The sequence below is a fragment of the Streptomyces sp. NPDC007901 genome (assembly GCF_042959465.1).
GTDB lineage: Bacteria > Actinomycetota > Actinomycetes > Streptomycetales > Streptomycetaceae > Streptomyces.
On record NZ_JBIBKW010000001.1, the window covers coordinates 590,870 to 604,150 of the forward strand.

The 13,281-nt window shown below is 70.4% G+C and carries 12 protein-coding genes; 8 read left to right on the forward strand and 4 right to left on the reverse strand.

What is annotated here, in order from left to right; all coding sequences use genetic code 11:
- The first annotated feature begins 141 nt into the window (after window positions 1-141).
- The 5 genes from ACFZDK_RS02900 to ACFZDK_RS02920 all read left to right on the forward strand — a co-directional run bounded on the left by ACFZDK_RS02900 (window position 142) and on the right by ACFZDK_RS02920 (window position 5,993).
- Window positions 142-1,854: an ATP-binding cassette domain-containing protein gene (locus tag ACFZDK_RS02900; protein ID WP_390970076.1), complete on the forward strand. Its 1,713-nt coding sequence runs from the start codon at window positions 142-144 to the stop codon at window positions 1,852-1,854.
- A complete protein-coding gene (locus tag ACFZDK_RS02905; RefSeq protein ID WP_390969102.1) occupies window positions 1,851-2,972 on the forward strand; it encodes an ABC transporter permease in 1,122 nt (373 codons plus the stop codon). The genes ACFZDK_RS02900 and ACFZDK_RS02905 overlap by 4 nt, the downstream gene beginning before the upstream one ends.
- Entirely contained in the window at window positions 2,972-4,234 is a 1,263-nt protein-coding gene (locus ACFZDK_RS02910; RefSeq protein WP_390969106.1) for an ABC transporter permease, read from the forward strand. The genes ACFZDK_RS02905 and ACFZDK_RS02910 overlap by 1 nt, the downstream gene beginning before the upstream one ends.
- Entirely contained in the window at window positions 4,231-4,635 is a 405-nt protein-coding gene (locus ACFZDK_RS02915) for a cytidine deaminase (RefSeq protein ID WP_390969108.1), read from the forward strand. Before ACFZDK_RS02910 ends, ACFZDK_RS02915 begins: the two co-directional genes overlap by 4 nt.
- Before the next feature lie 80 nt (window positions 4,636-4,715).
- Window positions 4,716-5,993, forward strand: a complete 1,278-nt coding sequence (locus tag ACFZDK_RS02920; RefSeq protein ID WP_390970077.1) for a thymidine phosphorylase — start codon at window positions 4,716-4,718, stop codon at window positions 5,991-5,993.
- Window positions 5,994-6,022: 29 nt separating this feature from the next.
- On the opposite strand, the gene ACFZDK_RS02925 is transcribed toward ACFZDK_RS02920, so the two are convergent.
- Window positions 6,023-6,934: an AEC family transporter gene (locus tag ACFZDK_RS02925; protein ID WP_390969110.1), complete on the reverse strand. Its 912-nt coding sequence runs from the start codon at window positions 6,932-6,934 to the stop codon at window positions 6,023-6,025.
- 161 nt (window positions 6,935-7,095) lie between these two features.
- On the opposite strand from ACFZDK_RS02925, the gene ACFZDK_RS02930 reads away from it, so the two are divergent.
- A complete protein-coding gene (locus tag ACFZDK_RS02930) occupies window positions 7,096-7,482 on the forward strand; it encodes an STAS domain-containing protein (protein WP_390969112.1) in 387 nt (128 codons plus the stop codon).
- Here the strand turns inward: ACFZDK_RS02930 and ACFZDK_RS02935 are convergent.
- Both ACFZDK_RS02935 and ACFZDK_RS02940 read right to left on the reverse strand, forming a co-directional pair.
- Entirely contained in the window at window positions 7,366-8,379 is a 1,014-nt protein-coding gene (locus ACFZDK_RS02935; RefSeq protein ID WP_390969114.1) for an RNA polymerase subunit sigma-70, read from the reverse strand. The two genes, ACFZDK_RS02930 and ACFZDK_RS02935, sit on opposite strands and share 117 nt — an antisense overlap.
- Before the next feature lie 370 nt (window positions 8,380-8,749).
- Window positions 8,750-10,018, reverse strand: a complete 1,269-nt coding sequence (locus ACFZDK_RS02940; RefSeq protein ID WP_390969116.1) for an MFS transporter — start codon at window positions 10,016-10,018, stop codon at window positions 8,750-8,752.
- Between the two features lie 63 nt (window positions 10,019-10,081).
- Here ACFZDK_RS02940 and ACFZDK_RS02945 point away from each other — a divergent pair, with 63 nt between their 5' ends.
- Window positions 10,082-11,032, forward strand: coding sequence for a LysR substrate-binding domain-containing protein (locus ACFZDK_RS02945; RefSeq protein WP_390969118.1), 951 nt, complete (start codon window positions 10,082-10,084; stop codon window positions 11,030-11,032).
- 81 nt (window positions 11,033-11,113) lie between these two features.
- On the opposite strand, the gene ACFZDK_RS02950 is transcribed toward ACFZDK_RS02945, so the two are convergent.
- Window positions 11,114-11,878, reverse strand: a complete 765-nt coding sequence (locus tag ACFZDK_RS02950; RefSeq protein WP_390969120.1) for an alpha/beta hydrolase — start codon at window positions 11,876-11,878, stop codon at window positions 11,114-11,116.
- A gap of 123 nt (window positions 11,879-12,001) precedes the next feature.
- Between ACFZDK_RS02950 and ACFZDK_RS02955 the strand changes: the two genes are divergently transcribed.
- Complete coding sequence (locus ACFZDK_RS02955) at window positions 12,002-13,159, forward strand: adenosine deaminase (RefSeq protein ID WP_390969122.1); 1,158 nt, start codon at window positions 12,002-12,004, stop codon at window positions 13,157-13,159.
- Window positions 13,160-13,281 lie beyond the last annotated feature (122 nt).

Sequence of the window (13,281 nt, forward strand, 5' to 3'; positions counted from 1 at the left end):
CGGCGGCAGGGGGAACCCTCGTTCGCGCGGCAGAATGCTCGGAACGGATCGAGAGTCGAAAAAGCTCGGTCAGGTCCGGGCACTATTTAAAGCAGGGGCGCTACGCGCGTAGAGCGACCCCTTTTCCGAGGAGAGTGCGCCATCGACGCGTCCAGCAGCCCTCCGCTCACCGCAGAGACCACAGCCGCGGTCGAGTTGGCGGGGATCACCAAACGATTCCCGGGTGTCGTAGCCAACCACGACATCCACCTGTCCGTCCGCAAGGGCACCGTGCATGCCCTGGTCGGCGAGAACGGGGCCGGCAAGTCGACCCTGATGAAGATCCTCTACGGCATGCAGAAGCCGGACGAGGGCACCATCGCGGTCGACGGCGAACAGGTCTCCTTCTCGTCCCCGGCCGACGCCATCGCGCGCGGCATCGGCATGGTCCACCAGCACTTCATGCTGGCGGACAACCTGACGGTGCTGGAGAACGTCGTACTCGGCAGCGAGAAGCTGTACGGCATCGGCGGCAACGCCCGGAAGAAGATCAAGGAGATCTCCGACCGGTACGGCCTCGGTATCCGCCCGGACGCCCTGGTCGAGGACCTCGGCGTCGCCGACCGGCAGCGCGTGGAGATCCTCAAGGTCCTCTTCCGCGGCGCCAACACCCTGATCCTCGACGAGCCCACCGCGGTCCTCGTCCCGCAGGAGGTCGACGCACTCTTCGACAACCTGCGCGAGCTGAAGTCCGAGGGCCTCTCGGTCATCTTCATCTCCCACAAGCTCGGCGAGGTGCTGTCCGTCGCCGACGACATCACCGTCATCCGGCGCGGCACCACGGTCGGCACCGCGATCCCGTCCGAGACCACCCCGCGCCAGCTCGCCGAGCTGATGGTCGGCAGCGAGCTGCCCACCCCGGAGACCTCCGAGTCCACGGTCACCGACAAGGCCGTCGTCACGGTGAAGAACCTCACCGTCTACGCCAGCGGCCCCTCCCTCGGCGAGGTCGGCGCGCAGCCCGAGACCGCCACGGTCGGTTCGTCCGGCGCCACCGCCCGCGGTGACGTCCTCGACGAGGCCACCGCCCCCGGTGCCGCCAAGCGCGTCCTCGACGACGTCACCTTCACCATCCACGCCGGCGAGGTCATGGGCATCGCCGGCGTCGAGGGCAACGGCCAGACCGAGCTGATCGACGCCCTCATCGGCACCCGCAACGCCGACTCGGGCACGATCGAGTTCCTCGGCGAGGACGTCACCCCCTGGGGCACCCGCAAGCGCCGCGAGGCCGGCGTCGGCTACATCCCCGAGGACCGGCACCGCCAGGGCCTGCTCCTGGAGTCCCCGCTCTGGGAGAACCGCATCCTCGGCCACGTCACCGAGAAGCCCAACGCCAAGGGCTTCTGGCTGGACATCAAGGGCGCCCAGGCCGACACCCGCCGGATCGTCGAGGAGTACGACGTCCGCACCCCCGGCATCGACGTCACCGCCGCCTCCCTCTCCGGCGGCAACCAGCAGAAGCTGATCGTCGGCCGCGAGATGAGCCACAGCCCGAAGTTCCTGATCGCCGCCCACCCGACCCGCGGTGTGGACGTCGGCGCCCAGGCGCAGATCTGGGACCGCATCCGGGACGCCCGCCGCGAGGGCCTGGCGGTGCTGCTGATCTCCGCCGACCTCGACGAGCTGATCGGCCTGTCGGACACCCTGCGGGTGATCTTCGACGGAAAGCTGGTCGCGGACGCCGACCCGGCCACCATCACCCCGGAGGAGCTGGGCTCCGCCATGACGGGTGCCGCGTCCGGCCACCTGGAACACGTAGAGACCGCCCCAGAAGGACACGAAGGCGCCGACGGCCCGGAGGACGAGGCCCGATGAAGAAGTTCGACAAGGAGCGGGTGCTCCTCGCGGTGGCCGGCCCGGTCATCGCGCTCGTCCTGGCGATCGCCCTGACCTCGATCGTGCTGCTGGCCTCGAACCGCAACCCGTTCGAGCCGTACGTGCTGATGCTCCAGCAGCTGCCGTACTCGGACATCCAGGTCCTGATCATCAACCAGGCGGCGATGTACTACATCGCGGCCATCGCGGTCGCCCTCGGCTTCCGGATGAACCTGTTCAACATCGGCGTCGACGGCCAGTACCGCCTCGCCGCCGTGATGACGGCCGTGGTCGGCGCCAACGTGGGGCTGCCCGCCTTCCTGCAGATCCCGATGCTGCTCCTGGTCGCCATGCTCACCGGCGCCTTCTGGGCCGGTATCGCGGGCGTCCTCAAGGTCACCCGGGGGGTCAGCGAGGTCGTCGCCACGATCATGCTGAACGCCATCGCCACCAGCGTCATCGGCTACGTCACCCTCTCCAACGTGTGGGGCGTCCAGGTCGGCAACAACATGACGACCGGCGTGATGAAGAAGTCCGGCTGGTTCCCCGGCATCAACCTGGGCTCCGACGTCGGCGAGATCTACGGCATGGTCTTCGTCGCCATCGCCCTCGGCATCGGCTACTGGGTCGTCCTCAACCGGACCCGCTTCGGCTTCGACCTGCGCGCCACCGGCGCCTCCGAGTCCGCCGCGGCCGCCTCCGGCGTCGACGCCAAGCGCATGGTCCTGATCTCCATGCTGATCTCCGGCGCCGTCTCCGGCCTCGCGGGCCTCCCGCTGCTGCTCGGCGACTCGCACACCTACAGCCTCGACTTCCCGGCCGGCCTCGGCTTCACCGCCATCGGCATCGCCCTGCTCGGCCGCAACAACCCGGGCGGCATCGCCTTCGCCGCGCTGCTGTGGGCCTTCCTCGACAAGGCCTCGCCCGCCCTCGACTACGCGACCCCGGTGGCGTACGAGAAGGAGATCGCCACGATCATGCAGGGCCTGATCGTCTTCTCCGTCGTCATCTCCTACGAAGCCGTACGGCAGTGGGGTCTGCGCCGCCAGCAGCGCCAGGTCGGCGCGGAGCTCGCCGCGGCCGCCGCCCAGAACACCAAGAAGGAGGTGGCGGCCTGATGTCCACCGCGACCATCGCCAAGCCGCAGGCGACCAAGCCCGGCAAGGGCGGCCGCCGAATGTCGCTCCCGGTACTCCTGCTGGTCATCGCCGGCGTACTGATCCTGACCTCGGCCGTGCGCCTGATCACCGGCGCCGACGGCATCACCTCGACCGGCCAGATGTCCACCGCGCTGCGCCTCGCCGTCCCGATCGGCCTCGCCGGCCTCGGCGGTCTGTGGGCCGAGCGCGCGGGCGTCGTCAACATCGGCCTCGAAGGCATGATGATCCTCGGCACCTGGTTCGGCGCCTGGGCCGGCTACCAGTGGGGCCCCTGGGTCGGCGTGGTCTTCGGCATCCTCGGCGGCGCGCTCGGCGCCCTGCTGCACGCCGTCGCCACCGTCACCTTCAACGTCAACCACATCGTGTCCGGTGTGGCCCTGAACATCCTCGCCCTGGGCGCCACCCGCTACCTCTCGAAGTTCACCTTCGAGAACGCCGAGGGCGGCTCCTCCAAGCAGTCCCCGCCGATCGACTCGCTCGGCACGTTCAGCGTCCCGGGCCTGTCCGACTGGCTGGACACGCTCAACCAGAAGCACTGGTTCTTCATCTCCGACATCGCGGGCCTGGTCGGCGGTCTGCTCACCGACCTCTCGCCGCTGACGGTCGTCGCGGTCGCCCTCGTCCCGATCACCTGGTGGGTGCTGTGGCGCACCGCCTTCGGCCTCCGCCTGCGCTCCTGCGGCGAGAACCCGGTGGCGGCCGAGTCCCTCGGCGTCAACGTCTACAAGTACAAGTACATCGCGGTGATCATCAGCGGTGGCTTCGCGGGCCTGGGCGGCGCGTTCCTCTCGATCGTCGCCTCCAACGTGTACCTCGACGGCCAGACCGCCGGCCGCGGTTACATCGGTCTCGCCGCGATGATCTTCGGCAACTGGATGCCGGGCGGCCTCGCCCTCGGCGCGGGCCTGTTCGGCTACACCGACAGCCTCAACCTGCGCGGCGGCACGGTGAACGTCCACGCGCTGATCCTGCTGCTCGCGATCCTGCTGGTGTTCGGCGCCGCGTACCTCGCCTGGAAGAAGAAGTACGTCCCGGCCGTCATCACGATCGTCATCTCGGTCCTGATGTTCGTCTGGTACGCCTCCACCAACGACGTCCCGCGTCAGCTGGTGACCGCGACCCCGTACATCGTCACCCTCCTCGTCCTCTCGCTGTCCGCGCAGTCCCTGCGGATGCCGAAGGCGGACGGCCTGCCGTACCGGAAGGGACAGGGCAAGTGACCGCCGAGGCCGCCGGTTTCGACTGGGAGACGCTGCGGGCCGAGGCGCGGGAGGCCATGTCCCACGCCTACGCCCCGTACTCCGGCTACCCGGTCGGGGTCGCCGCCCTGGTGGACGACGGCCGTACGGTCTCCGGCTGCAACGTGGAGAACGCGTCGTACGGCCTCGGCCTGTGCGCCGAGTGCGGACTGGTCTCCGAGCTGCAGCGCACGGGCGGCGGCCGGCTCACGCACTTCACCTGCGTGGACGGCACGGGCGGGCTTCTCGTCCCGTGCGGCCGCTGCCGCCAGCTGCTCTACGAGTTCGGCGGCCCGGACCTCCTCCTGGACACCCCGGAGGGCGTCCTGCCCCTCTCCGAGATGCTGCCCCAGGCCTTCGGCCCGGCCCATCTCACCAAGTAATCCCGTACGGCCCCTCCCCGCCCGTCCGCGCGGAGGGGCCGTACGCTTCGCACTTCTTCGAAGGGAACGCCATGGCCGCCATGGACGCCATCTCCGTCATCCGCACCAAGCGCGACCGCGGTGAGCTCAGCGACCAGCAGATCGACTGGGTCATCGACGCGTACACGCGCGGCGAGGTCGCCGACGAGCAGATGTCGTCGCTCGCGATGGCCATCCTCCTCAACGGCATGGACCGGCGTGAGATCGCCCGCTGGACGGCCGCGATGATCGCCTCCGGCGAGCGCATGGACTTCTCGTCGCTGTCCCGGCCGACGGCCGACAAGCACTCGACGGGCGGCGTCGGCGACAAGATCACCCTGCCGCTTGCTCCCCTCGTGGCGGCCTGCGGCGCGGCCGTCCCCCAGCTCTCCGGCCGCGGCCTCGGCCACACCGGCGGCACCCTCGACAAGCTGGAGTCCATCCCGGGCTGGCGCGCCCTGCTCTCCAACGAGGAGATGCTGAACGTGCTCGACACCACCGGCGCGGTGATCTGCGCGGCGGGCGACGGCCTGGCCCCCGCCGACAAGAAGCTCTACGCGCTCCGTGACGTCACCGGCACGGTCGAGGCGATCCCGCTGATCGCCTCCTCGATCATGTCGAAGAAGATCGCCGAGGGCACCGGCTCCCTGGTCCTGGACGTGAAGGTCGGCACCGGCGCCTTCATGAAGACCATCGAGGACGCCCGCGAGCTGGCCTCGACCATGGTCGGCCTCGGCACCGACCACGGTGTGAAGACGGTCGCCCTCCTCACCGACATGTCCACCCCGCTCGGCCTCACCGCCGGCAACGCCCTTGAAGTCCGCGAGTCCGTCGAGGTCCTCGCCGGCGGCGGACCGTCCGACGTCGTGGAACTCACCCTCGCCCTGGCCCGCGAGATGCTCGACGCGGCCGGGGTGAAGGACGCCGACCCGGCGAAGGCGCTCGCCGACGGCTCGGCGATGGACGTCTGGCGCCGGATGATCGCGGCCCAGGGCGGCGACCCGGACGCGGCCCTGCCGGTGGCGCGTGAGCAGCACGTCATCACGGCCCCGTCCTCCGGCGTCCTGACCCGCCTCGACGCCTACGACATCGGCGTCGCCGCCTGGCGCCTGGGCGCCGGCCGCGCCCGCAAGGAGGACCCGGTCCAGGCCGGCGCCGGCATCGAACTCCACGCCAGGCCCGGCGACACGGTCACCGCCGGCCAGCCCCTCCTCACCCTGCACACCGACACCCCGGAACGCTTCGAGTACGCCCTCCAGTCGGTCGAGGGCTCGTACGACATCGCGGCGGCGGGCACCGAGTTCACGGCGTCGCCCGTGGTGCTGGAGCGCATCGCCTGACGAGGGTGCGACAAGGCGCTGCCGGGGTGTCACCCCAGCAGCGCCGCAACCACGACCAGTACCGGCACTGACAGCACCGTCGACAGCAGGATCGAGTCCCGGGCGAGTTCCTCACCGACCCGGTAGGTGCCGGCGTACGTGTACAGGTTCTGCGCGGCCGGCAGCGCCGACGTCACCGTCACGTCGAGCAGGGGTGCTCCGTGCAGGTCGAAGACCACTGAGGCCAGCGCCCAGGCGATGAGGGGCTGGCCCACGGACTTCAGGGCGACGGACAGGAACACCGGACCGCGTTCGCGGCCCCGGCCCGGCGGTGTGCTGCCGCGCAGCGAGATGCCGAAGGCGAGCAGGACGGCCGGCACGGACATGTTGCCGATCAGGGTCAGGGGGTCCATGACCGGACCGGGGACATGGATGCCGAGGCCTGAGACGAGGACGCCGCCGAGGGAGCCGACGGCTATCGGATTGCGCAACGGCGTCAGCAGCCGGTGCCACCACGTGCCCTTCTCGCCCATGCCCGACAGGTCGAGGATCGTCAGGGCGATCGGGGTGAGGACGACGACCTGGAAGAGCAGCACCGGTGCCACCAGGGACGCGTCGCCCAGGACGTACACCGCGATCGGGATGCCGAGGTTGCCGGAGTTGACGTAGCTGGAGCAGAGCGCGCCGATCGTGGTGCGGCCCACGCCCCAGTGCCGTACGACACCCACCGCCACGAACGCGCCCGCCGCCGCTGCCGTGCTCAGGGCCGTCACCAGGAGGCGGCTGGAGAAGACCACCGCCAGGTCGGCCTTCGCGAGCAGGGTGAAGAGGAGGGCGGGGGAGGCGACATGGAAGGCGAGCTTGGTGAGGACCTCGCGGCCGTTCACGCCCAGGTGGCCACCGCGGCCGAGTCCGTAGCCGACGGCGATGACGATCGCGATGACCGCGAAACCGCTCAGCACCCCCTGCGCGGGACCCCCCTGGCGGTGGCCGGGAGGCCGTCGGACATCGGGGGCGGTGCTGATCCGTGGGGCATGCAGCTAACCCTCGGGTGTGGTCAGGTGCAGGTCAACGTTGTGATCCTTGTGATCTGCGCGACCATACGGCGACACGCTCCCTACCGATGAGTTGGGCGGCCGTCGGCGGTCTACCGCCCGTGGATGCCGTGACCCCCGCCGTGCTCATGCTGTCGGGCCCCGTCGCCAGGGACGAGGTGCCGGGGCTCTGCGACGACGTGCGTGTGCTGCTGCGGGCCGGCGCGGCCCGGACCGTCGTCTGCGATGTGGGCGGTCTCGGGCCGCCGGGGCTCGCCGCGGTGGATCTGCTGGCCCGGCTGGAGCTGACGGCCCGCCGGGCCGGCGGACGGATCCGGCTGCGGGACCCCGACCCGGCGCTACGCTCCCTCCTCCGTTTCGTCGGCCTTCGCCTCCAGGTGGAGGGGGAGGCCGAAGAGCGGGAACCAGCGCTTGGTGTCGAGGAAGAAGTGGAACCCGGTGAGCCGGCCGTCTGAGATCTCCAGGACCTGGATCGACCAGGGGCTCCAGCCGCCGGTGTCCGGGTCGGGCTTGTACTGGGCGAACCCGGGCAGGCCGTTGACCTGGACCGGGAACAGCCGCGAGCCCTCGCAGGCGGAGCCGATGGTGGTCATGAAGCCGGCGATGTCCTCGTGGCCGGTGAGCCACAGGTCGAACGGCGGCATCGTCATGATGGCGTCCTCGTGGAGGAGCGCCGTCAGCGCCGTCATGTCGTAGCCCTCGAAGGCCGCGACATAGCGTTCCAGGAGCTTCTGCTGTTCCTCGTCGAGGGCGTTGGAGACATCGGCCTCGGCGCCCGACTGCTGCTGCTCGGCCAGCGTGGCGCGGGCCCGCTGCAGCGCGCTGTTGACCGAGGCGACCGAGGTGCCGAGCAACTCGGCGACCTCGCTCGCCTTCCAGGCCAGCACCTCGCGCAGGATCAGCACCGCCCGCTGCTTGGGCGGCAGCTGCTGCAGGGCGGCCATGAAGGCGAGCCGGATGGACTCCTTGGCCACGGCCGCCTCCGCCGGGTCGTGCAGGGACGGCAGCACGCGCGCGTCGGGCACCGGCTCCAGCCAGGTGTTGTCGGGGCGGGGCGAGAGCGCCGCCTGGGCCAGCGGCGTCGACTCGGAGAGGTCCATCGGCCGGGCCCGCTTGTTGCCCGCGTTCAGCATGTCCAGGCACACGTTCGTCGCGATCCGGTACAGCCACGACCGCAGACTGGAGCGGCCCTCGAACTTCTCGTAGCTCCGCCAGGCCCGCACCAGGGTGTCCTGCACCGCGTCCTCGGCCTCGAAGGACGAGCCGAGCATGCGGTAGCAGTACCCGGTCAGCTCGGTCCGGTGCTTCTCCAGTGCGACGTCCAGCTCCGCCGTCGCCGTGCTGTCACTCATTGCCGTCCACCCACCCCTGTGGCCGTTCCTGTCCGCGCGCCGTTGCGCTCCAGCACTTCGGAAGCTACCGCAGCCCACTGACAATGACCCCAGGAGTGCGGAAAAGCCCAGCTCAGACCAGTTGCTCCACACGGCCCTAGCGAAGACGCCCCACTTTGCCAGGTGAAAATTGCTGTACGCCGATCGTCTTCAGGCCTCAGGCGGCCCAGCCGTTCGACCGCTGCCTGTCCTGGCAGTACGAGGCCCGTACCGTCTCGATCTGGACCGTGAGCAGGCGGATGAAAGAGCTCCGAAAGGGTGAGAGCGATCTCCTCCGGCGCGGCGGCAAGTGGTATCTGGTCGCCACAACATGACCAAATACGGGGAGCTCTTACGAGTGGGCGGGGACCAGGGCGCGGCGCGCGGCCAGCGAGCCGAGGACGGTGAGCGTCACGACGCCCAGGATCGCCAGCAGGCCGACGCCGACCGTGCCGGACCAGCCGCTCGCGTGGAAGGCCAGCGCGCCGACCGTGCTGCCCGCGCTGGAGCCGATGTAGTACGCCGACTGGTAGAGGGCCGAGGCCTGGGCCCTGCCGTGGGTCGCCGTCTTGCTGACCGCCGAGGAGGCCACCGCGTGGCCCGCGAAGAAGCCCGCGGTGATCAGGACCAGGCCCAGCAGGACCAGCGGGAGCGAGTCGGCCAGTGAGAGCAGCAACCCCGCGGCCGTCGTACCGCCGCCCAGGTAGAGGGCGCCCCGGCGGCCCAGGCGGCCGACCAGCCGGCCCGCCGTGGACGCCGACACCGTACCCACCAGGTACACCAGGAAGATCGAGCCGATGATGCCCTGGGGGAGCGAGAACGGCTCCTCGGTCAGGCGGTAGCCGATCACCGTGTACACACCGCCGAAGACGGTCATGAAGAGTGCGCCGATCGCGTACAGGCGGCGCAGCAGCGGGTTCGCGAGGTGGTCGCGGACCGTGGCGAGCAGCCGGCGCGGGTGCAGCGAGCCCGCCTTGAAGTGCCGCGGCGCGGGCAGCAGCAGCCGGAAGGCCACCGCGCAGCCCACCGCGATCAGGCCGATGGTGCCGACGGCGACCCGCCAGCCCCACTCCTGCGCGACCCAGCCGGTGATGACCCGGCCGCTCATCCCGCCGACGCTGTTGCCCGCGACGAACAGGCCGATCGCCGTGACCAGCGCCCGCGGCCGGACCTCCTCCGCCAGATAGGCGGTCGCCGACGCCGGCAGCCCGGCCAGCGCCGCTCCCTGCACACCGCGCAGTACCACCAGCACGCCGAGCGAGGGCGCGAAGGGGACCAGCAGACCCACGGTCACCGCCACCGCCAGCGAAGCGGTCATGACCGTACGACGTCCGAAGCGCTCGGACAGCGCGCTCATCGGGATGACGAACAGCGCCAGACCGCCGGTCGCCGCCGCCACCGTCCAGCTCGCGTCGCTCGCGCTCACCCCGAAGCCGTCCGAGATCAGCGGCAGCAGGGCCTGCGTGGAGTAGAGGAGGGCGAAGGTCGCGACACCGGCGAGGAAGAGCGCGAAGCTCATCCGGCGGTAGCCGGGACCGCCCGGCGTCAGACGGGAGTCGGGGGCGGCGAGGGACGGAACGGCGTCCATGGTGGTGGACGCCCCGGTACTGGCGGGAGACATGCTTCGAACGTACGGACCCGCCCGCTGATCCGTCCAATGCATGGAATCGCCATAATCGTTCCCATGGAGCATCAGCAGAGGTCGGCGCGGCGCCTGTCACCGTCCAGTGACACAGAAGACATGACGATGTTGCTGGCTCCACGCCTCGCGTACTTCGCCGGCGTGGCCCGCACGGAGCATGTCACCAGGGCGGCCCAGGAACTCGAGGTCCCCCAGTCCACCCTCTCCCGCGCGATGGCCCGCCTGGAGCAGGACCTGGGCGTCGACCTCTTCGCCCGCCACGGCCGCACGGTCTCCCTCACCCCCGCCGGCCGCACCTTCCTCACCTCGGTCGAACGCGCCCTCGCCGAGATCCGGCGCGCCGCCGACGAGGTCCGCGCCGACGCCGACCCCACCACCGGCAAGGTCGCCTTCGGCTTCCTGCACACGATGGGCGCCGAGACCGTCCCCGGCCTCCTCCACGCCTTCCGCGCCGACCACCCCCGCATCCGCTTCAGCCTCGTCCAGAACTACGGCGAGGCGATGATCGAGAAGCTCCGCGCGGGCGAACTGGACCTGTGCCTGACGTCCCCCGTCCCGGACGCCCCCGACCTCGTCGCCCGCCGCCTCGACGAACAGAAACTCCGCCTGGTGGTACCGGCCGACCACCCCCTGGCCACCCGCCGCCGCATCCGCCTCGCCGAGGCCGCCGACGAGACCTTCGTGACCCTCGAACCCGGCTACGGCCTCCGCCGCATCACCGACGACCTCTGCAACGAGGCGGGTTTCAGGCCGAGGATCGCCTTCGAGGGAGAGGAGGCGGAGACCCTGCGCGGCCTGGTGGCGGCCGGGCTGGGGGTCGCCCTACTGCCCCCACCCGCCTTTCCCCGCCCAGGAGTCGCCGAACTGACGGTCACGGCCCCGAGGGCGGCGAGAGAGATCGGCGTGGCGTGGCTGGAGGGCCATCCGGACACGCCCCCAGTGGCCGCCTTCAAGAAGTTCTTGCTTTCAAGGCGGGGGAGTCTTCTTGCCTAGGGGCGCGGGGCTGCATCTGATATGCGGCTACCGCCGCGTGGGCGCAAGACCACCCACGAACCCGCACCCCGACACCGGACATCAGCCCTTACGAAGCGACCGCCCGAAGCCCGCGGCAAGTGGCATCCGCAACCCGATCGGCGGCGGCGCGGCCAACGCGTCCTCCACCGGCCGCGACACCGCATGCCCGTACAACGCCCCCATCACGAAATCCGAGGCCAGCGCCAGCACTTCGTCCCGGTGCTGATGCAACCCGTGCCCGTCCGAGTGCACCTCGAACCGGCACACCTCCCGGTTGGCCTTCTTCGCCCGCGCCGCCAGCTGGAACGACAGCTCCGGATCGGTCCGTTCGTCGTTCGTGCCGTGCACGAACAGCACCCGCCGCCCCACCAGCTGGCGAACCGGTTCCTCGGGTACCGCCACATCCGCCTCCGGCAGCCAAGGGGCGATGGAGACGACGGAGTTGACGGCCTCGTGCCCGCCCGCGTGCAGCGCGGCCCGGCCGCCCATCCCCACCCCGAGCAGACACACCGGTACATCGCCGTACCGCCGTACCACCTCGTCGGTCGCCCAGCTCGCGTCCCCCGCGAGGTTCGCCTCGTTGCCGTTCCAGCCGCGATAGCGGTAGTGGACGACGTGCGCGGCCAGCCCCTCGTCCCGGCCGTCCCGGGCGAGCCGGCGGCCGAGCGCGCGGACGAAGGCCGTCGCCCATACGAGGGACGGACGGCGCGCGGAGACCTCCTCCCCGCCGGGGAGGAGCAGGACCGCCCCGCTCACCGTCGTCGGCTCCTGGCCGACTGCCCTGCTCAGGCTGGCCGTTCGGACCGGCGTCGCTTGCTCTGCCATGACAGAACAGTGTCAGAAGAAGCGGTGTACGCGACCCGTCCGTGCGGTCACCGTTGCGTATCGACGCAAAGGGAATTCACCGAGTACCGAGCGATCTACGCGCGTAGGAGTTACAGTGCGGAAATGACGAGCCAGAGCACCGCGAACACCCCGACGCCGGAGCAGATCCGCCGGGCACCGAAGGTTCTCCTGCACGACCATCTGGACGGCGGACTGCGCCCCGGCACCGTCGCCGACCTCGCCCGGGAGACCGGGTACTCCGAGCTTCCCGAGACCGATCCGGACAAGCTCGGCATCTGGTTCCGCGAGGCCGCCGACTCCGGCTCGCTGGAACGGTATCTGGAGACGTTCTCGCACACCGTCGGAGTCATGCAGACCCGGGACGCGCTCGTCCGGGTGGCGCGCGAGTGCGCCGAGGACCTCGCCGAGGACGGTGTCGTCTACGCCGAGGTGCGCTACGCCCCCGAGCAGCACCTGGAGCAGGGGCTGACCCTCGAAGAGGTCGTCGAGGCGGTCAACGAGGGGTTCCGGCAGGGCGAGGCCCTCGCCAGGGAGAACGGCCGGCGGATCAGGGTGGGCGCCCTGCTCACCGCGATGCGGCACGCGGCCCGCTCCCTGGAGATCGCCGAGCTCGCCAACCGCTACCGGGACCTGGGCGTCGTCGGCTTCGACATCGCCGGCGCCGAGGCCGGCTACCCGCCCACCCGGCACCTCGACGCCTTCGAGTACCTCAAGCGCGAGAACAACCACTTCACCATCCACGCCGGCGAGGCCTTCGGGCTGCCGTCGATCTGGCAGGCGCTCCAGTGGTGCGGCGCCGACCGGCTCGGGCACGGGGTGCGGATCATCGACGACATCCAGGTCCACGAGGACGGCACGGTCAAGCTCGGCCGCCTCGCGTCCTACGTCCGCGACAAGCGGATCCCGCTGGAGCTGTGCCCGAGCTCCAACCTCCAGACCGGGGCCGCCGACTCCTACGCCGGGCACCCGATCGGGCTGCTGCGCCGGCTGCACTTCCGGGCCACGGTGAACACGGACAACCGGCTGATGTCCGGGACCAGTATGAGCCGGGAATTCGAGCATCTCGTCGAGGCGTTCGGTTACACGCTCGACGACCTGCAGTGGTTCTCCGTCAATGCGATGAAATCAGCGTTCATTCCTTTCGATGAACGCCTCGCCATGATCAATGACGTCGTCAAGCCCGGTTATGCGGAGCTGAAATCCGAATGGCTGTTCCGGCAGACCGCCTCCACCAGCGGTTCTGTCGACTCGGAGGACTGAGCGGGCGTCCGAACGGGGCGCGGAATACGGGCAGGCTTTCACAAGTCGTCCGCATTTCGGTGTTTGCGGCGGGCGGTCCGGCATGTTTACGGTCGTGGACCGCTCAGCGTGTTATCGATCCC